Raw genomic sequence first — 20,437 nt, 5'->3', positions numbered from 1 at the left:
TGAGAAATCGATAGAGGGGACTTCATCGTCAGAGAGGCAATGGTATTCTGTTCATCTATATATCGGTAACCACACGTGGAATGTTTATGTCGAAGATGTGAATGATGATGTCAAAAAAACGGACATATGCCCCTGCATCTGCTTGAAACGCTTTATCAGATCTACAGGGGCATGGGTTCTCACATCCGTATGTCCATATCTATGGATAGGTTAGGAGCTATGAGCGAGCGGGTACTCTTCGCCAAGCGCCACCGGCAGCTTGCCTTTCGGCTTGAGCTTCCCAATCAAGGCGGCCGCTGCCGCCTGCATCAGAGGCGGCGTGTTCTCATAGCTGCACAGATAGGTTTTGATTCCTTCAAGAAATTCGATGTCATACGGGTTGCGCGAAGCCAGCACAACCAGAGACCCGCGCTGCAGTGAAGCCAGCTTGTTCACCAGCTGCTGCTGGCCATGCGGCAATCTGCTCTCGGCTGTATAGGTGACGGCGATGATCTGCTTGTACCCGTCGGCATCTTGGACGACCTGCGCCACTTCCTCGTCCGTCATATCAGTGCTGATACGCAGCTCGCGCACGGGCACGCCATAGTCCTTCAGGGCGTCACCAAGGGTGTAGCTTTTGCTCCAGGCCTCATCGACCTGGGTCGCTTGGCGCAGCTCCGGCCAGATGACCAGCGTATCCACATCCTTGCGGATCGGCAGCTGCCCCTCATCCTTCACCAGTGTCAGGCTTCTTCCGGCGATGGCATACAGAAGCTGCTGTACTTCCTCCTGTGGCACACCGGATGCCGAGAGCGGAAGCTGCTCACGCTGCTTAATCTGCCGCTGCTTCAAAGCGAGAATCCGCTCCACCGATGCGTCGATCCGGCTCTCCGGAATTCTTCCGCTCCGGACCGCTTCCACAACCGCCCGAATGGCTGCGTCCTGCTCCGCATAGGTGTGGCTGACCAGCACGCAGTCGGCTCCCGCCAGTATTGCGAGCACGGCGCCTTCCGCCACGCCATACTGCTTGGAGATGGCATGCATCTCCAGGCAATCGGTAACGATCAGCCCTTGGAATCCCATCTCCTCACGCAGCAGGCCGGTCAATACCGGGCGCGACAATGTAGCAGGATAGCCGCTGTCCTCGATCGCCGGGAAGCTAACATGGGCGGTCATAATCGCATCAACGCCCTCGCGGATCGCTTGTGCAAACGGAACCAGCTCCACCCGGTTCAGCCGCTCCCGGTCATGCGGCACGGAGGCTCTGCCCAGATGGGAATCCACACTTGTGTCTCCATGTCCCGGGAAATGCTTTGCTGTTGCCGACACCGCTTCCTCCTGGTAGCCGCGGATAACGGCGCAGCCAAGGCGGGCAACCGCTTCAGGGTCTTCGCCGAAGGATCTCACCCCGATCACCGGGTTGCGAGGGTTGTTATTGACATCAAGGCATGGCGCAAAATTCATGTTGACGCCTACCGATCGCAGCTCGCGCGCACAGATTTGGGCGGCGATGTACGCATCCTCTTCGCGGCCGGACGCCCCCAGGGCCATGCTGCCCGGAACCCGGTTGACTCCGTCCTGGTCGATCCTCGCCACCATCCCGCCTTCCTGGTCAATCGCGATAAACAGCGGCGGCTGATCGCCGGCGGCCGCCAGCTCCTGCAAGGAATCGGATAAGGCCGACAGCTGGCTTAACGAACGAACATTGCGGCGAAAATAGATGATTCCGCCTACCTGATGTTGCTCCACCAGTGCCCGGGCATGCTCATTAGCTTCAATATCATCAAAGCCGCATATAAACAACTGTCCTACCTTTTGCTCCAAGCTCAACGATTGCAACGTCCACTTCATCAATTGGGCACCTGCTTTCCTATAGTCGATTTGGTTATATGGCTCTTCCCCGTCAGCTCCCGGTACTCGGATGGCGTCATTCCGGTCGCCTTCTGGAACACTCTCGTGAAATATCGCCGTTCATGATAACCGACGTATGCGCCGATCTGGGTAATGCTTCGATCGCTGTTCTCCAGCAGGAACCTGGCTGCCTCCACCCGTTTGCCGGTCAAGTACTCCACAAATGTCTGCCCGACATGGTTCTTAAACAGGAGGCAGAAATAACTCGGGCTGATGCCAAGCAGCTCTGACAATTCCTCAATGCCAAGGTCCTGGCCCATATGCGTGTTGATATATTCCAGAGCGGCGGTCATCATCTGCTCGGGTGTTCTTTTGCCCGTGTCATCCGGCTCCGGCGTATCGTCGAATAGAGGAAGATGGCCGTAATATCGTTCCTTCGCCTGTTTGATGCGAATTTCCTCGCCTGTCTCCCGAATCTTCATCTCAAGCTCCCCGTAATGGATCGGCTTGCTGATATAATCCTTCACACGAAGCTTGATCGCTTCTCTTGCATATTCGAATTCCTCATAACCGGTCAGCAGAAAGATCTCCGCATGGCAACCCTGCTCCCGAAGCTTCGCTATAAACGTCAAGCCGTCCATGACCGGCATGCGTATGTCGCTAAGCACGAGATCGGGCGTATACCGGGCAGCCAGATCCAGCGCCTCCATACCGCTTCGCGCCAGTCCGGACACCTCCATCCCCATCTCGCTCCACGGCAATACCTGGTGAAGGTTGCGCAGAATCGGAGCTTCATCGTCAACCAGCAGTACTTTCAGCATGTTCCCACCGCCTTCCATCGTGATAAGGGATTACGCATTGAATGACCGTGCCGCCAGGACGGCTGGAGCAGATGTACAGCCCGTAATAATCGCCGTACTGGATCCTTATGCGGTCGGCAACACTCCTTATGCCCAGCCCCCGCTGTTCCCGGTTCTCCATCACATGATCCGGCGCTTCATCAACGTGATTGTCCACAGGATCATCGCTCGCCATGTATTCAAAAGCCGCCAGCTGCTCGGCGTCCATCCCGAGTCCGTTATCCTCCACACGTATGATGACGTTGCCCCGCTCCTTCCAGGCCGTGACCCGGATCATACCCTTGTACGGGATGCCTTCAAACCCGTGCTGGATGCTGTTCTCCACCAGCGGTTGCAGCGTCAGCTTCAATATTCGGCTCATTCTGAGCTCTTTCGGGATATCAATCTCGTAATCGAACACGTCCTCAAAACGGAATTTCTGGATCTCCAGATAGCTCACCAGATGCTTGATCTCCTCTTCCAGTGTGATTTCCTCCCGCTCCTGGATGCTGATCCGCAATATGCTGGCCAGCCGGTACACCATCTCGCTCACCTTGCGCCCCTCATTCTGCACAGCCAGAACGTTGATCGACTCCAGCGTATTAAACAGAAAATGCGGCTTGATCTGGGCCTGGAGCAGGCGCATCTGGGCTTCGGTGTTCTGCCTCTGCTCCTGCTTGATCTGGGCAAACAGGCCGTTGATCCGGTTCATTAAATTGTTGAAGCCCTTGGACAGCAGCAGCAGCTCATCCTCGCCCTTTTCCTCCACCCGGGCATTCAGGTCCCCGTCTTCAACCCGGCGCATAAACCTGACGATGACGGCAATGGTGCCGGTAATCCGGTTCATGAACAAGCGGTTGAACACAATTGCCGTTACAAGGCAAGCGCCGATAATGACCAAAAACCATTTGGCAAATGAGGTGACTTCCTGAGACAAGGAATTCCAGTCCGTGAAAGACACCAGATTCCAGGCATAATCATCCAGATGATAGATGGAAACGATATTTTCCTCTCCGTTAAAATTCGCCTTGAAACTTTGGTATCCCTCCCTGAATTCCACATTCTGCCTCAAATATTGTCGAATGTTCTGCCCGTCCATCGTGCCGCCCGGGTCGAAAAGGATAAGCCCGTCGTTGTTGACCAGCATGAAGGAGGTGTTCTGATGATTGTTGGAAAGTGTCAAGTTGCGAAAAATATCCTCGAACTCCCAGGTCTTGATCTGGACAACGAGAAAACCGAGCTTGCGCAGCGTGTTGACATCCTTGACGAGCCGGATCTGCGTGAACACCGGCTCCGTGCCGGTCAGTTCCGGGAATTCATGCGGCGCGAGCCACTTCGGAATCCCGTTCAGTTCGATCACTTCATGATAGAGCCGGTTGTTCTTGAAATCATCAAACGGAAGCGCCTGGAAATTTTCTTTGCTGAAAATCGGAATCGGCGCGGACTCGCGGTTGAAATGGTACAAAAAAGCGTAGTTGATCGCTGGGTGATTGTACAGAAGGTTGCGGAAGCTGCGCTGCCGCTCGTTCAGGTTGAGCAGCTCCGAATCGGTGATCAGGTTCTGGGAATCCGGATCCTTGGCGCTGAGCGCCATCGCAAACACCGAGGTGGCAATCCCGTTGTCGGTGACATACTCCATCTCCTTAAACACGCTCGATATGCTGTAGCTGATCGCCTTTAGCGAATATTCGGCCTGCTGGCTGTATTTTTTCTCGATCGAATTGTAGGTGATGAAAAATGTAAATAAGCCAAGCGCAAATAACGGAATGATGATCAATCCCAAAAATGCGGTAAACAGCTTGTTCCTTAGATTCATGTGTTTGCTCCCGTAATGCTCAAGTTATAGCGGGCCAGCCCCACGCCACGATTGGTGAAATCCACTCCGTCTGCCGGAACAATGCTGCTGCCGGATAACATGACTAACCGCATCCACTCATTCCCTTCCCGCATTGGCTGCCTCCTGTACCTCCTGAACCCGCATCAGCATATCCCTGGCCCCGATCTTGCCGCCAATCACCTGCTGGATGCCGATGCTCAGTTCCGTATTGACCTCAGCTTGGACGAGGGCGTCAAAGGCCGGGTACGACTTGTCGATGTCGTTCAACGCCTTGAAAATGTCCTGCAGCAACGGATCATCCGAGGTGGAATTCATCACGGCCAGGTCCATCTTCATCGCCGGCAGCACGCCGTCCTCCTTCAATCCTCTAAGCTGCATCTCCTCATTCCACATCTGCTTGATAAAGAGCTTGACCGCGTGCAGCTTCCGCGGGTCTTTGGCAACGGCGGCAGAAAAACCGTACCCGTTATTCGCATCCTGCATCACGACAATCGGGTCGTCTTCATGGACCGGTGGAAGGTTAAAGTACCCGATCTGCCCCACCAGCTCACCCGCCTGCTCCGGATCACGAAAGATGGAGTTGGCCCAGGAGCCGTCCATCATCATCACCGCTTCGCCGGAGATGAGCTGCTCTCTCATGTCGGCATAATCAAGGCCAAGCTCCCCTTTTTTGAAATATCCCTTCTCCACCCATTCCTGGTGCTTCTCTACCCCTTCGACCACCTGCGGGTCTGTCCATTTCGTATCGCCGGTCTTGAAGCCGTAGGTGACCCCGGGGCCGGCGTAGTAACTCCACAGGTTGTTGGTCAGCATGAGCGGAATCCAGGCATCCTTGGAAGACTGGGCAAAGGGCACCTTCCCGTCCGCTTTGATCGCATCGGCAATCTGCTCAAGCTCCGCAAGCGTACGGGGAACGCTGAATCCTTTTTCCTCGAAATAAGGTTTGTTGTAATAAATGCCCTCAATCGTGCTTCCGATCGGCAAGCCGTAAATTTTCCCGTCATGGGTGAACGGGTCCAGCGTCGTGAATTTGTCCCTCAGCTCCAGCTCATCCAGAATCGGCGTCAGATCGAGCATCAGCCCTTCCTTGGCATACAGTCCGGCTTCCGGGCTCCCGAACACATCAAAGATGTCCGGTGGCTTGCCCGCAGCCATCTCCCCTCTCAGCTTCTCCTTGCGGTTCACCTCGGCATCCACCGCATCCAGCCGGATGGTCAGGCCAGGTACGGCCGCTTCCGTTTTGCGTACTACCTCATTAAGCAGGGCGAGGCGAAACTTCTTGGAGTCGCCCACCTGTGTATGACGGACGGTCATTTCAAACGGATCGGAGCTGACGCTGCCTGCTTCTTCCCCAGGCTGTGCAGGCTCGCCGCCGGGAACACTGCAGGAAACGAGAAGTATGGAGGCTGCCAGCCACCAAGCGATCCAGATCGCGGCGCGTTTATCGTTCATCGTTCATGACCCCTTCAACAATAACCGGTATTTTGTAAGCTTTCAGTCCCCTGATTCTCTGTTTATATCCCATTATAGAAAGCGATTTCGGTTTGCGGAAGGTCACTTTTGGCTATAGCAGGGATAAAATCGTCCACAGCTCTCGCGCCATTGCCTGCTTCCGGTAGGGGCTCTAACGTGATAGCTTGCCTGCAGAGCCCGAAGAAGACCGGTACGGGCGTCAAGCACCAGTCAGTCGTCAAGTCGCTCGTTGCAGGACGACGGCCTTGCACATAATAAAGAGCACTTAACCGAAGCTCCCCTTGTACGGACTAGCCCGAACAGGGATCAAGCTTGTGGTTAAGTGCTCATCATGGCTTATTGGATTGTCAGAAAACAAATGACCGATTCTCCCCGCGTGGTGGCGCATCTTCCGTGCGCGGCTCTGCCGCTACTTCCAGGCTATACGCTCGCAAGCGCCCTGCCTTCCTCGATCAGCCGGTAGGCACGATCCACCTCGGCTTCGGTTGGCGAAGGCACGCCTTCCAGCGGGTAGGCTTTGCCGAGAGCCTCCCATTTATAGACGCCCATCTGATGGTAGGGAAGAATTTCGAACTTCTCCACCCCTTGCAGGGTGCCGATAAATTGGCCCAGCCGGTGCAGGTCCTCCTGATCTTCATGGATGCCCGGAACATAGACGTGCCGGACCCACATTTTCCGGCCATGGTCAGACAGCCAGCGCGCGGTCTTTAACGTCCGTTCATTCGATTTGCCGGTCAAAACGATATGCTTCTCATCGTCGATATGCTTCAGATCCAGCAGCACCAGATCTGTGACCTCCAGCAGCTCACGAATTTTCTCCGGCTCGTTGTAGCCGTTCGTGTCCAGGGCAGTGTGCAAATTCCACCGGCGCTTAACCTCCCGGAACAGCTCGGTTACGAACGGATACTGAAGCGTCGGCTCGCCGCCAGACACGGTCAGCCCGCCGCCGGATGAACGATAGTAGGGCAGATACGATTCGATCTCGCTCAGCACCTCATTGATCGTCATCTCGCGTCCTTCATTCAGTCCCCAGGTGTCCGGATTATGACAGTATTGGCATTTCAGCAGGCAGCCTTGCATGAAGAGTACAAAGCGGATACCCGGACCGTCAACCGTACCGAAAGTTTCTAGGGAATGGACATGGCCTTTCATCATAGGAAGTCATCCTTTCTGTATCCGCTTTGTTATTGGCTGTACTGGTCTGCCGTGTTACATCGAGGCATGGAAGGTCCGGTTAATGACGTCGAGCTGCTGCTCGCGGGTCAGCTTGATGAAGTTGACCGCATAACCCGATACACGCACCGTCAGCTGCGGATAGTTCTCCGGATGCTCCATCGCATCGATCAGCTGCTCACGGTTGAATACGTTCACGTTCAGATGGTGCGCCTTGCTGCCAAAATATCCGTCCATCATCGAAACGAGGTTGTTCCGGCGAACGTCTTCCTCCTTCCCAAGCGCCTTCGGCACGATGGAGAAGGTGTTGGAGATGCCGTCCAGACTGTCCTCGTACGGCAGCTTCGCTACCGAGGTCAGCGAGGCGAGCGCGCCTTTGCGGTCACGACCGTGCATCGGGTTCGCGCCCGGTGCGAACGGCTCTCCTGCCTTGCGGCCATCCGGCGTGGTGCCGGTCTTTTTGCCATATACAACGTTCGACGTGATCGTCAGCACCGATTGGGTCGGCAGCGCGTCGCGATACGCCTTATGCTTGCGCAGCATGCTCATGAAGGTTTCCACAAGCTCAACGGCTATGCTGTCTACCCGGTCATCGTTGTTGCCATAGCAAGGGAAATCGCCTTCGATCTCGAAGTCAACGGCAACGCCTTGCTCGTTACGGATCGGCTTCACCGTCGCATATTTAATCGCGCTTAGCGAGTCGGCAGCAACGGACAAGCCGGCAATGCCGCAGGCCATCGTGCGCAGAATGTCGCGGTCATGGAGCGCCATCTCGATCCGCTCATAGCTGTACTTGTCATGCATGTAATGGATGACGTTCAGCGTGTTCATGTACAGCTTCGCCAGCCATTCCATCATCGGCTTGAAGCGGTTCATCACTTCGTCGTAATTCAGCACCCCTGCCGTAATTGCCGGGTACTCCGGTCCAACCTGGGCGCCGGATTTCTCATCCTTGCCGCCGTTGATCGCATACAGCAGCGCCTTCGCCAGGTTCGCCCGAGCGCCGAAGAACTGCATCTGCTTGCCGATCCGCATGGCGGATACGCAGCAGGCAATGCCATAATCATCGCCATAAATCGGACGCATCAGGTCATCGTTCTCATATTGAATGGAGCTTGTTTCGATCGATACTTTGGCACAGTACTTCTTGAACGCCTCCGGCAGCTTCTCAGACCACAATACAGTCAGGTTCGGCTCCGGTGCAGGTCCCAGGTTGTACAAGGTGTGCAGGAAGCGGAAGCTGTTCTTGGTCACGCGGGTTTCGCCGCCGACGGACATGCCTCCGATCGATTCGGTTACCCAAGTCGGATCCCCGCTGAACAACTCGTTATAATCCGGGGTGCGCAGAAACTTCACGATGCGCAGCTTCATGACAAAGTGGTCGACCAGCTCCTGGGCTGTCTGCTCGTTCAGCGTTCCTTCTTGCAGGTCGCGCTGTACGTAAATGTCGAGGAAGGAGGATACCCGGCCCAGCGACATCGCCGCTCCGTTCTGCTCCTTGATCGCAGCGAGATAACCGAAGTACAGCCATTGGAATGCTTCCTTGGCATTGTTGGCCGGTTTGGCAATGTCATAGCCGTGCATCTTGGCCATTTCCTTCAATTCCTGAAGGGCTCGAATCTGTTCGGACACCTCTTCACGCAGACGAATGACCGCTTCATCCATATGATCCACTTCAAGCTCCTGCAGTTCACGCTGCTTATCGCGGATCAGGAAATCCACGCCGTACAGCGCCACCCGGCGATAGTCGCCGATAATGCGGCCGCGGCCATAAGCATCCGGCAGACCGGTGATAATGCCCGCTTTACGCGCTGCTCTCATCTCGGAGGTATAGGCATCAAACACCCCTTGGTTGTGCGTCTTGCGAATGTGAGTGAACATGTCCACGATGCTTTGCGGAAGCTCGAAGCCGTAAGCATTGCATGCGTCGATCATCATCCGGATACCGCCAAACGGCTGAATGGAGCGTTTGAACGGCTCATCGGTTTGCAATCCGACGATCTGCTCCTTGTCTTTATCCAGATAGCCTGGCCCATGTGACAGTATGGTGGATGGCGTGTTGACGTCCACATCCAGAACGCCGCCGCGCTCGCGCTCTTTCACGCTCAGCTCGGATATAATTTCCCACAGCGCCTTGGTGTTCTCCGTCGGACCCGCCAAGAACTGCTCATCCCCATAGTAAGGTGTAATGTTGCGCTCGATAAAATCATTGACATCAACAGCCTTCGCCCATTTACCGGTCGTGAAGCTTCTCCAGCCGACTTCCTGTGTAATCACCGACATATTGAATCCCTCCAATATTTTTTTAGGCAACTTGAGCCCGGAGCGGGAAATCCACGGGCGACATCCCAGATCCGCTTATGTGACATATTTCACAAATGTGGATGCTGCTATCCCGCTCACAAGCTGCAAGCTTCCGTTTTTCTTCACTTGATCTGGGACTCCAGAATGCTTAAATCCTGCTACACCTTTATTGTAGACCTGCTGCCAGCCTCAATCTGTGATAATGATCACAAATCATGGCCTGAACGTGATTTTTATCACCTGTGACTCCGCTCCTCGAAACGCACTAGCCGCCATCATTCAAGCTTCGCCTCGCCTTGCGGTGCCGAGCCCCGTCTGACATCCGCCTCGGGAGCCCGCCGCAGCCGATTAGAACCGGCCGTAGAAGGCGTTGCGATAGATGTCTGCCAGTTCGCTGACCAGCGGCAGCTTCGGATTGCTCGTGGTGCACTGATCCTCGAATGCCCGGTCAGCGAGCTGTTCTACCCGACTCTCGAAATCGGCCGGATCGAAGCCCAGCTGCTGGAACGATTCTTCAATGCCCAGCTTGCGGTTGAGATCGCGAATGGCCTGGATCAGGCTGTTCACGCCTTCCTCGGTCGTGCGCGCTGGCAGTCCGAGAATGCGGGCGATCTCTGCATACCGCTGATCCGCCACGAACGACTTGTATTTCGGCCATGCGGCATGCTTGGTCGGCTTCTTGGCATTGTAGCGGATCACATGCGGCATCAGAATCGCATTGGTACGACCGTGCGCGGTATGGTACTGACCGCCCCATTTATGCGCCAGGCTGTGGTTGATGCCGAGGAAGGCGTTGGCGAAGGCCATGCCCGCCAGGGTCGAGGCGTTGTGCATTTTCTCCCGCGCAAGCTTGTCACCCGTCAATGCCGATGCTTCAAGATATTCGAATACCAGCTGGATCGCTTTGATGGCGAGGCCGTCTGTATAATCGTTGGCCATGACCGATACGTAAGCTTCAATCGCATGGGTCAGCACATCCATCCCTGTATCGGCAACCGCCGTTTTCGGCAGCGAGTATACGAATTCCGGATCGATAATCGCCACATCCGGCGTCAGCTCATAATCCGCCAGCGGATACTTGGTATTGCCCTGGATTTTGTCCGTGATGACCGCAAACGAGGTCACTTCCGAGCCTGTACCCGAGGTTGTCGGAATCGCCACGAATTGGGCTTTCTGGCCAAGTCTCGGATATTTGAACGTCCGCTTGCGGATATCCATGAACTTCTGCTTCAAACTGTTGAACTCGGTGTCCGGATATTCGTAGAACAGCCACATCGCTTTCGCGGCATCCATTGGCGAACCGCCGCCAAGGGCGATGATGCAGTCTGGCTGAAAGCGCGCCATCATTTCTGTTCCGCGCTCGACCGTCGTAGTCGACGGGTCCGGTTCCACTTCCGAGAACACTTCGATCGCAACCGGCGTCCGGCGCTGGCGCAGGTAAAATAAATTTTGCTCGGCACTTTAAACCACTGCATATTCACGGTACGTCGGTTCACCCTTTTCACATTAATCAGGTTGACAGCCGTTACGTTCGAAGACGTTGCATTCCGTCCGTAAGAGCCGCAGCCCAGCGTCAACGACGGCAGGTTCGTATTGTAGATATCCCCGATGCCTCCCTGGGAGGACGGCTGATTCACGAGAATGCGGCAGGTCTGCATGCGATCGGAAAACTTGGCAATGACCTCTTCGTTATTCGAATGGATGACCGAGGAGTGACCCATCCCGCCGAAGGCAACCATTTCCTCTGCCCGCTTGATCCCCTCTTCCGCATTCTTCACTTTATAGCAGGCCAGCACCGGGCTCAGTTTTTCCGCAGACAGCGGATAGCCAGGTCCAACCCCGGCCAGCTCGGCCACGAGAATCTTGGTGTTCTCCGGCACTGTAAAGCCGCATGCCTCGGCGATCTTGACCGCAGGCTGTCCGACGATCGCAGGGTTCACTGCGCATTTATCGGCAACCATTGCCCCGGCCGTCAGCTTCGCTGCTTCCTCTTTGCTTACAAAATAGCAGCCGTTCTCGATCATTTTCTTCTTCACCTGGTCATAGATCGGCTCTTCAATGATGACCGCTTGCTCGGATGCGCAGATGATGCCGTTGTCAAACGTCTTCGAGAGGATCAAATCATACACCGCCTGATCCAGATCAGCGGTTCTCTCAATAAAGCATGGCACATTCCCGGGACCGACGCCGAGCGCTGGCTTGCCGCAGCTGTATGCCGCCTTCACCATTGCCGAACCGCCGGTGGCCAAGATGAGCGCCACATCCGGGTGGTTCATCAGCAGATTTGTTTTTTCCATGGAAGGCTCCTCAATCCATTGGATGCAATCGGCAGGCGCCCCATGCTTCACTGCAGCCTCCAGCAAAATTTTGGCTGCCTCGCGGCTGCAGGCCTGTGCTGACGGATGGAACCCGAAGATGATCGGATTGCGCGTTTTGATCGAGATCAGCGCCTTGAATATCGTGGTGGATGTCGGGTTCGTCACCGGTGTAATGCCCATAATGATGCCGACCGGCTCCGCAATCTTTTGATAGCTTTCGTACGGATTATCCTCAATGACACCTACCGTCTTGTCATATTTGATGCTGTTGTGAATATATTCGGTAGCGAACAGGTTTTTAATAATTTTGTCTTCATATACCCCTCTTCCCGTTTCCTCCACGGCCATTTTGGCCAGCTGCATGTGCTGCTCAAGCCCGGCCATCGCCATCGCCTGCACGATCCGGTCTACTTGTTCTTGATCGAGAGCCATAAACTTCTCCCGCGCCCGGTTCGCTTTTGCAATCAATTGATCAATATAACCGGTTGCCGTTTGCTTTTTGTTATCCGCGTTTTCTTTCGTTACAGCCATCTCTCTTCGCCTCCTAATGGTATTCGTTTCTATGTTCAGCGCATCCTCACGCTGCTTACGGTTTGATCATATCATGCGCCAAACCAAAATCATGTGAATTTTTTCACAATATAAAAAATAACGAAATATTTCGTTAAAACACCTATACCTGTGCCTTTTCATTCCAATCACGATCCGCCCCACTATGCTATTCTTCCCCGTTTATCACCCCTTTTAAGTGAAAATGATCACAATGTTTGAAATTTAGACACTTTTGTCGCGTCACAAGTGAATTTTTTCACGTTATAATGTATTTAAAGATTGAATGTATTAAAAATAGGATGTTAGGAGATGCCAACAATGAAAACGATGGAACTGACAATGCAAGCCCAAGGAAACACACGCTGTTTTTCGGAGCAGAACTTGAACCGTCTGCTCGTTGCCATGAAAGATAGAACGCTCCCTGAAGGCTCCCATCTGTTTTGGGAAGGCGATTTTTCCGACAAACTTTATTACATCAAGAGCGGCTGTGTCAAATTAACGAAATCGACCGATGAAGGCAAAGAACTGATCCTCTATATGTATCATCCCGGCGACATGGTTGGCCAGGCCGATCCGTTCTTCGGAACGAATCACAGCTTCTCGGCCGAAGTGGTAGAGGACACGGTGGTCGGCGTCATCGATCAAAAAGAGCTGGAAATGCTGATCTGCCAACACTGCGATTTTGCGATTGATTTCATGAAATGGATGGGCATCCATCACCGCATCACCCAAACCAAATTCAGAGACCTGATGATGTACGGCAAGCCGGGGGCGCTCACGTCCACGCTCATCCGCCTGAGCAACAGCTACGGTCAGCAGCAAGAGGACGATACCGTTCTGATCAACAAAAAGATTACGCACACCGACCTCTCCAACATGATTGGCGCAACCCGGGAAAGCGTAAACCGGATGCTGAGCGACCTGCGAAGAAAAGACGCCATCGAATATATCGGAGGCATGATTCTGATCAAAGATATGACGATGCTGCAGGATATTTGCCACTGCGAGCTGTGCCCGGAGGAAATTTGCAGGATCTAGGCGAGCAATACCATAGCATGAGCCTCCCCCACCCGGCTGGGCTATCCTTCAGATCAACGATATCAAGGATGGCCTTTTTCTTTTGTCACAAAAGCGGACTTATGCAGCTGGCTAGCCTTTAAAGTCCGCTTTCTTGTTATGTTTATTTAGCCAGCGTCTTCTCCTGGCCGCTGTCCTGCGTCTTCGTGCTTGTCTTCGTCTTCGCCGAAGAGATGAACCAATAAGCCATCCCGAGAAACACACTGCCCCCGACAATGTTGCCAAGCGTCACCGGCACCATGTTGCCGATCCAACCGGCAATCGACACCGTCTCCGGATGCCCGGGCAGCATGACCGCCAGCGTAAGCAGCGACATATTCGCTACGCTATGCTCGTACCCTGTTGCAATAAAGGCAAACAAGCACCACCAGATCAGAATGAGCTTCGCCGTCTCCCCTTTGGTGCGCATGCCCATCCATAAAGCGAGACAGACGAGCCAGTTACACAGAATCCCCCGGAAAAACAGTTCCATAAACGGATCGTTCATCTTTTTGGCGGCCGCGGTAAAAATCAGGTGATCAGCCGGAATGCCCTTAAACAGTCCGGAGCCATAGATCAGACTGCTGAGCACAATGGCTCCGACAAGATTTCCGATGAACACAACCACCCAGTTCTTCAACGTATCCGATACGGTGGTCCGTCCGGACAGCGTGCTCATCGTAAAAAACATATTGTTGCCGGTAAACAGCTCCGATCCTGCAAACACAACGAGTGTGAGCGCAATCCCGAAGGCCGCTCCCATCACGAGAGACTGAAGCGGCGAACCTTCCGCTGCAAGCGGAGCGCCCAGCCTGAATATCAGCATGATGCCGATTCCGACATAAGCGCCCGCCAGCATCGCGGATACGAAGTAACGCAGAAAATTGGTCTTCATCTGTTCCTTTTTCTTGACCGCCGCCTGGACGACGGCTTCCACATCTTCAGCGAACACGGACCTCACCTCCCGGGTGCTCCGTCTGCTGGCCGCCTGCCGCCACGCCTACCTCAATCATTCCATCGGCCTCCCGGACCGGAAACGTTCGCACGTGGCCGGTATCCGGCGCTTGCACAAGGCCCGTCGTCAGATCAATTTTCCAGTCGTACAGCGGATCATATATATAGTGGCCGGATACGATGGCCTCGGCCAGCGTTCCTCCTTTGGGGTTAGGGTTTTTGTTCTCCAGTGCAAACCAGCGATGATCCGAGGTTCGGAAAACGGCGATTTCCTCGCCGCATACTGACACCTTCCTTCCGAGCAATGTCGGGAAATCCTCCGGCCGGCCAACAGGTGTAAACATTCCGTTCTCCATGTGTGTCATCCTCCGTTCAGGTTTTATAAAATCAGCTCATCGTGACCGGTTTGACGTCCTCAAACAGCGTTTCCCGCAGCGTCTCATCCTTCAGCACTTTCTTCCAAGGGTCTTCGACCTGCTTGAGGGCAAGCTCGATTCTTGCGACCAGCGCCTTCCGCTCGCCGTCATTGCTCAGCACCGCTTCGCGGATAGAATCAAGGCCCAGACGCTCCACCCATTCCGATGTTCTTTCCAAATATTTGCCGGTCTCGCGGTAATACTGCATCAGCGCCGCACAGATCTCAATCAGCTCTTCATCCGTCTTCACTTTGCAGAAAGAATCGGCAAGGCGAGCTTTCGTTCCCCCGTTGCCGCCGACAAAGATCTCCCAGCCGCCGTCATTGCCAACGATGCCGATATCTTTGGTGCAGGCTTCGGCACAGTTCCGCGGACAGCCGTTAACCGCCATCTTGAATTTCGCCGGAAAGTCCAGCCGCTCGAACTTCTTCTCGATCAAGGCGCCCATGCTCATGGAGTCCTGTGTGCCGAAGCGGCAGAACTGGGAGCCTACACAGGTCTTCACCGTCCGCAGCGACTTGGCGTACGCATAGCCTGACGGCATATCCAGCTCCTCCCACACCTTCGGCAGGTCCTCCTTCTTCACGCCGATCAGATCCAGACGTTGACCGCCCGTCACCTTGACGACTTTCACATTATATTTCAGCGATACATCCGCAATTTTCTTCAGATCCTCCGGTGTCGTCACCCCGCCGTACATCCGCGGCACTACCGTAAACGTGCCATCCTTCTGAATGTTTGCGCTCAGCCGCTCGTTCACAAAGCGGGACTCTCGCTCCTCCTGATGCGTTTCAGGATTCAGCATGACGAGGTAGTAATGGATGGCAGGCCGGCACTTCGAGCAGCCCTCGGGATTGCTCCAGCCCAGGACATGCATGACCTCTCTCGTGGAGGTGAGTCCTTTATCCCGGATCTGTGCCACAATTTCATCCCGGTCGAGCGTCGTGCACGGACATATTCCCTGCTTGGCACTGGCTGTATAGCCGGCCCCGAGCACGCTCTGGAGAATCTGCTCCACCACCGGCTTGCAGCCGCCGCAAGAGCGGGTCGCTCCCGTGCAGGCCTTAATTTCATCTACTGTCGTTAAGCCCTCACCGTTAATGGCGTCCACAATCGCCTTTTTCGTCACCCCGTTACAGCCGCACACAATCTCGTCATCCGGCATGTTCTCCACCATCGCGGCTTTGCTGCCCCCGTGTCCTCCGCACCCGGTTCCCATGATGGAAGCATAGATTTCATCCGTCATTTCCGCCTTCTGTCTGATCAAAGACTGCAAGCTGGCCGATTCGCTTACGTCGCCGAACAGGATCGCTCCGACGATGCGCCCGTCCCGCATCAGAATTTTTTTGTATGTCTTCTTCCACTCATCCTTAGCGGTAATCACGGTATGCTCCGGCTGCTCCAGGAACTCGCCGGCCGAGAACACATCAACTCCGCTGATCTTCAGTTTGGTCGATACCACCGATCCTTCATACGGCTTAGTGTCCACCCCGCTTAAATGCTTGGCCAGCACCTGTCCCTGCTCAAACAGCGGAGCCACCAGGCCATAGCATACGCCGCGATGCTCACAGCATTCGCCTACCGCATATACATCTGGCATCGACGTTTCCATATAGTCATTGACGACAATCCCGCGTCCGGTCTCAATGCCGCTCGCTTGAGCCACCGCCGTATTCGCGCGAATGCCGACCGCCATCACAACCAGCTCGGCCTCCAGTTCGCCCCCATCCTTGAAGCGCAACCCTTTCACCCGGGTATCTCCCCATATTTCAGTCGTCTGTTTCCCGAGCAGGAAACGAATTCCCTGGCGCTCAAGCTCCTGCTGCAGCATCCGGGCCGCATGGGAGTCGAGCTGGCTCTCCATCAAGTCGTCCATCAGGTGAACGACAGTGACCTCCATACCGAGACTCACCAGCCCTTTGGCTGCCTCAAGTCCGAGCAAACCGCCGCCAATGACAGCCGCCTTCTTGTAGATTTTGGACGCTTCGAGCATGCGGGTACAATCCGCAATATCCCTGAAGCCAACGACGCCTTCCTTATCACTGCCTGGAACCGGAAGAATAAACGGACGCGAGCCGGTCGCAATAATCACCTTGTCGTAAGGCACGTTCAAGCCATTGTCGCAGACCACCACTTTGTTTGCCTCATCAATGGCTGTCGCTGCCGTACCGGTGTGAAGCGTAATCTGATTGTCTTCATACCATTGCCAGTCATTCAATACGATATCATCGATCGTTTTGCTGCCCTCCAGAACGTAAGACAGCATGATCCGGTTGTAGTTCGGGTGTGGCTCCTGGCCAATGACCGTAATATCATAGGCTCCGCCCAGTTTAATAATTTGTTCAATCGTGCCAATTCCGGCGATGCCGTTTCCTATGACAACTAATTTTTGTTTTTTTCGATTCGTCACGATGCATTCCTCCCCGCTCGTTATGCAGCTTATCTCTTCCCTTACATGTCAATTATATCGTTTGAGCCCTTTTATTTTTGTGATATTTTTCACATAATATAGTTAAAAATTTAATTATTCATACGAAAATAAACCCTGACTGAGAACATGTCTCAGGTCAGGGTCTATTTTTGTGGAAGTGCCGAATGAACCACCGTCATTATTCAATCCATTGCTCCGCCCAACTGGAGATTTCATCCATTACGGGACGAAGCGCTTTCCCCTTTTCAGTTAATTCGTATTCAATACGAACCGGAGTCTCCGGGTAAACATGTCGTACCAAAATGCCCTCACATTCCAAGTCCTTCATTCTCTCGGACAGCATCTTGTCACTCATGGACGGTATGACACTGGAGATGTCTTTAAACCGCTTCGGTCCGCTCATCAGCGCCTGAATGATCAGTCCATTCCATCGCTTGCCAAGGCATGCAAACGCCGACTCAAACCGGGGACAGAGCTTGATGTTTGTAGCTCCCATATCCTTCACCTCTTTGCGAAGTCACCTTGTACTCATCATTATACGGGTAAACACTAACATGTGAAACTTACGATTAGTTAGTATGTTTCATTTTAGCATATTTTTAGGCTTCTGAAAACCTTTTAGCCCTTTTTCCTCATAAAATCAGCTGTTTCTTCTTAAAATTTGAGATAAATGATCCAGATCAGACATAACAATATCGGTCAGCTTCCTGTTATATAGTATAGCAGCCGGATGAAACAAAGGGAATATTTGATAGATTTCCCTTGAGAAGATATAGCCCTTATCCGGCATTGCCGGATCGGCCGCCTGCTGAACTGGCCCTTCAATCAGCTTGCCGTGCAGTGAAGTAATCGTTTCGTGACTGCCAATCAGTCTGTGCAGCGCCGTATTGCCCATCGGCACAATGATCTGCGGCTGAACCCAGCGAATCTCTTCATCCAGTATGGGCGCATGCGCCAAGATTTCAGTTTTGGTAGGCGTTCGGTTGGAACGGCTGATCACCGTCTCCCCTGACGCCCGGGTCAGCGGCTTCTCCTTATACGGTCTGCTGCGGATGACGCTGGTGATATACACCTCATCACGGGTAAGCCCAAGCCGCTGTAAATACCCGTCCAGCTCCTCCCCGGCCTGACCGGAAAACGGCCGTCCTTCCTGGATCTCTGTCGCTCCCGGCGCTTCACCGACAAACATCACCTGTGCCGGATACGTGCCTCCCCCAAGCAGAAATCCTTCCACCGGGTGCCCGCTCAGCCGGGCTCTGCAGACGGCAATGACGGATGGATCCACCGGCGCGCTTCGGATTCCACTCAGCATTCGGTTCCCCTCCTTCCAGGTTATCCACCCTTTCATACATTATATTACCCTAAGATGCAAAGAAACCGGTCAAGAATATATAATCCTTGACCGGTTCTGCCGCTATTATGAATGCGGAAGCTAACTTATACGACCGGAATCTGCAGCGGACGGATCGGCTGACTGTTTCCGAACACCTGTTTACCCGCTTTGGATGGTGCCCACCGAATCGCATTGGAAATGACTTTCAGCACTTCAGGGTTGCGGTAGGTTGGATAGGTTTCATGACCTGGACGGAAGTAGAAGATATTGCCATGTCCGCGCTTGAATGTGCATCCGCTGCGGAACACCTCTCCTCCGGAGAAATTGCTGATAAAGATCAGCTCATCCGGGGCTGGAATGTCAAAGAACTCCCCGTACATCTCCTCTTGATCGATAATGATCGGACCTGTAATTCCTTCAGCGATCGGATGCGTCGGGTTGACGCTCCACATCAATTCCTGCTCCCCGGCTTCCCGCCATTTCAAATCGCAACTTGTGCCCATCAGAGCTTTGAATGGCTTGGAGAAATGGCCGGAGTGCAGAACGATCAGCCCCATACCGTCAAGCACGCGCTTTACCACTCGATCTACAATCTCGTCGCTAACCTTGTCATGAGCCATATGTCCCCACCACAGCAGTACATCGGTGGAATCGAGCACGTCCTGGGTCAGTCCATGGTCGGGCTGATCCAGCGTTGCCGTCCGGATGATAAAATCCGGATGAGCCAGACCCTCGGCCAAAGCCATATGAATCCCTGTCGGATACACGGCTTTAACCTCCTGATGAATATTTTCGTGAACGAACTCGTTCCAAATCGTTACATTAAGCATGTAGCTGTTCCCCCTAGAAATGCATTTAGTCGTTAGCTTGCACAGCGGATCAAATAACTTATACCCACCACATTTCTCCGAGCGGCTCTTCGATAAGCACTTGTTTCAGGTTATCCACCGCTTTGGAGAAGCCTTCTTCTACAGACATCAAGCCATCCTCATGCTCGATGCTGACCACATAATCATACCCGACGAGACGCAGAGCGCTCATCATATCTGCCCATTCCTTCACATCATGACCGAATCCGACGCTGCGGAACTGCCAAGCGCGATCCAGCATATTCGTGTAGGACTGCATATCCGTCAAACCGTGCTTGTTAACATTGATTGGATCAATGCTGGTGTCCTTCGCATGGAAGTGATGAATCGCTCCGGCGCGGCCCAAAATTTGAATCGCTTGTACCGGATCAATGCCCTGCCACCACATATGGCTCGGATCAAGGTTCGCCCCGATCACTTCGCCGGCAGCCTCACGCAGACGCAGCAGCGTGCCTGGAGTATGAACGGAGAAGCCGCCATGCAGCTCAAGACCGATCTTCACATTGCGGTCAGCAGCGAATTTACCCCACTCGGTCCAGTAAGGAATCACTTTGTTTTCCCATTGCCAGTCCAGGATTTCCTGGTAATCGTTCGGCCAAGGAGCTACAGGCCAGTTCGGATATTTGGCATCCTCATGGTCACCTGGGCAGCCGGAGAACGTGTTAACGACAGGCACTTCCAGTTTCTCAGCAAGCTCAACTGTTTTTACGAAGGCATCGTGAAAATCTTTTGCGATCGCTTTTTGCGGGTGAAGCGGGTTGCCGTGGCAGCTTAGCGCACTGATGATCAGCCCGCGCGATTCCACCGCATTTTTGAAATTCTTCAATGCCGTTTCATTCTCAAGAAGCTCCGCCGGGTTGCAGTGCGCATTCCCCGGGTAACCTCCGGTTCCAATTTCAACCGCTTTCAGCCCTTTGGCTGCAACGTAGTCAAGCGCATCTTCCAGCTTGCGCCCGCTGAACAGTACCATAAATACTCCAAGTTTCATTGTTGGATCTCCTCCTGTTTCCATGAATTGATTCGAATTGATTCGGGAACTTCCCTTGCTGTAA

15 protein-coding genes and 1 pseudogene are annotated in these 20,437 nt (G+C 53.8%); 1 reads left to right on the top strand and 15 read right to left on the bottom strand.

The features are described 5' to 3' along the window. Positions 1-210: 210 nt before the first annotated feature. The 8 genes and pseudogenes from nagZ to CHH67_RS02400 all read right to left on the bottom strand — a co-directional run bounded on the left by nagZ (position 211) and on the right by CHH67_RS02400 (position 12,305). Positions 211-1,830: a beta-N-acetylhexosaminidase gene (gene nagZ, locus CHH67_RS02430; RefSeq protein WP_095263381.1), complete on the bottom strand. Its 1,620-nt coding sequence runs from the start codon at positions 1,828-1,830 to the stop codon at positions 211-213. Next, entirely contained in the window at positions 1,830-2,651 is an 822-nt protein-coding gene (locus CHH67_RS02425) for a response regulator transcription factor (RefSeq protein WP_095263380.1), read from the bottom strand. The genes nagZ and CHH67_RS02425 overlap by 1 nt, the downstream gene beginning before the upstream one ends. Continuing rightward, the gene (locus CHH67_RS02420; RefSeq protein WP_095263379.1) at positions 2,629-4,485 is read right to left on the bottom strand and encodes a cache domain-containing sensor histidine kinase; all 1,857 of its coding nucleotides are present in this window, start codon (positions 4,483-4,485) and stop codon (positions 2,629-2,631) included. The genes CHH67_RS02425 and CHH67_RS02420 overlap by 23 nt, the downstream gene beginning before the upstream one ends. After that, positions 4,482-4,619 (bottom strand): hypothetical protein, encoded by a 138-nt coding sequence (locus CHH67_RS26095; protein ID WP_176475513.1) that lies wholly within the window; start codon positions 4,617-4,619, stop codon positions 4,482-4,484. Before CHH67_RS26095 ends, CHH67_RS02420 begins: the two co-directional genes overlap by 4 nt. Further along, on the bottom strand, positions 4,603-5,958 hold the full coding sequence (locus tag CHH67_RS02415) for an ABC transporter substrate-binding protein (RefSeq protein ID WP_095263378.1): 1,356 nt from the start codon (positions 5,956-5,958) through the stop codon (positions 4,603-4,605). The genes CHH67_RS26095 and CHH67_RS02415 overlap by 17 nt, the downstream gene beginning before the upstream one ends. A 441-nt stretch (positions 5,959-6,399) precedes the next feature. After that, positions 6,400-7,134 carry a pyruvate formate-lyase-activating protein gene (gene pflA, locus CHH67_RS02410; protein ID WP_095263377.1) on the bottom strand — a complete coding sequence of 245 codons (735 nt, stop codon included), beginning with the start codon at positions 7,132-7,134 and terminating at the stop codon, positions 6,400-6,402. Between the two features lie 54 nt (positions 7,135-7,188). After that, positions 7,189-9,435 carry a formate C-acetyltransferase gene (gene pflB / locus CHH67_RS02405; protein ID WP_095263376.1) on the bottom strand — a complete coding sequence of 749 codons (2,247 nt, stop codon included), beginning with the start codon at positions 9,433-9,435 and terminating at the stop codon, positions 7,189-7,191. A gap of 369 nt (positions 9,436-9,804) precedes the next feature. Next, positions 9,805-12,305: pseudogene (locus CHH67_RS02400) on the bottom strand (bifunctional acetaldehyde-CoA/alcohol dehydrogenase). A gap of 339 nt (positions 12,306-12,644) precedes the next feature. Here CHH67_RS02400 and CHH67_RS02395 point away from each other — a divergent pair. Further along, entirely contained in the window at positions 12,645-13,364 is a 720-nt protein-coding gene (locus tag CHH67_RS02395) for a Crp/Fnr family transcriptional regulator (protein ID WP_095263375.1), read from the top strand. Between the two features lie 142 nt (positions 13,365-13,506). On the opposite strand, the gene CHH67_RS02390 is transcribed toward CHH67_RS02395, so the two are convergent. The 7 genes from CHH67_RS02390 to CHH67_RS02360 all read right to left on the bottom strand — a co-directional run bounded on the left by CHH67_RS02390 (position 13,507) and on the right by CHH67_RS02360 (position 20,373). Continuing rightward, positions 13,507-14,334 carry a formate/nitrite transporter family protein gene (locus CHH67_RS02390; protein ID WP_095263374.1) on the bottom strand — a complete coding sequence of 276 codons (828 nt, stop codon included), beginning with the start codon at positions 14,332-14,334 and terminating at the stop codon, positions 13,507-13,509. Then, positions 14,324-14,692 (bottom strand): nitrite reductase (NAD(P)H) small subunit, encoded by a 369-nt coding sequence (locus CHH67_RS02385; protein ID WP_095263373.1) that lies wholly within the window; start codon positions 14,690-14,692, stop codon positions 14,324-14,326. Before CHH67_RS02385 ends, CHH67_RS02390 begins: the two co-directional genes overlap by 11 nt. A 31-nt stretch (positions 14,693-14,723) precedes the next feature. Beyond that, positions 14,724-17,162, bottom strand: coding sequence for a nitrite reductase large subunit NirB (gene nirB / locus CHH67_RS02380; RefSeq protein ID WP_095263372.1), 2,439 nt, complete (start codon positions 17,160-17,162; stop codon positions 14,724-14,726). A gap of 199 nt (positions 17,163-17,361) precedes the next feature. Next, the gene (locus CHH67_RS02375) at positions 17,362-17,679 is read right to left on the bottom strand and encodes a winged helix-turn-helix transcriptional regulator (RefSeq protein WP_095263371.1); all 318 of its coding nucleotides are present in this window, start codon (positions 17,677-17,679) and stop codon (positions 17,362-17,364) included. 144 nt (positions 17,680-17,823) lie between these two features. Continuing rightward, positions 17,824-18,495, bottom strand: coding sequence for a uracil-DNA glycosylase (locus CHH67_RS02370; protein WP_230875556.1), 672 nt, complete (start codon positions 18,493-18,495; stop codon positions 17,824-17,826). Positions 18,496-18,620: 125 nt separating this feature from the next. Further along, positions 18,621-19,346 carry a ThuA domain-containing protein gene (locus tag CHH67_RS02365; RefSeq protein WP_095263370.1) on the bottom strand — a complete coding sequence of 242 codons (726 nt, stop codon included), beginning with the start codon at positions 19,344-19,346 and terminating at the stop codon, positions 18,621-18,623. Positions 19,347-19,404: 58 nt separating this feature from the next. Next, a complete protein-coding gene (locus tag CHH67_RS02360) occupies positions 19,405-20,373 on the bottom strand; it encodes a sugar phosphate isomerase/epimerase family protein (RefSeq protein WP_095263369.1) in 969 nt (322 codons plus the stop codon). Between the last annotated feature and the right edge of the window lie 64 nt (positions 20,374-20,437).

The organism is Paenibacillus campinasensis (genome assembly GCF_002272015.1).
GTDB lineage: Bacteria > Bacillota > Bacilli > Paenibacillales > Paenibacillaceae > Paenibacillus_AQ > Paenibacillus_AQ campinasensis.
Note: the sequence above shows the minus strand (reverse complement) of the source record. Positions and strands in the feature narration are given on the sequence as shown.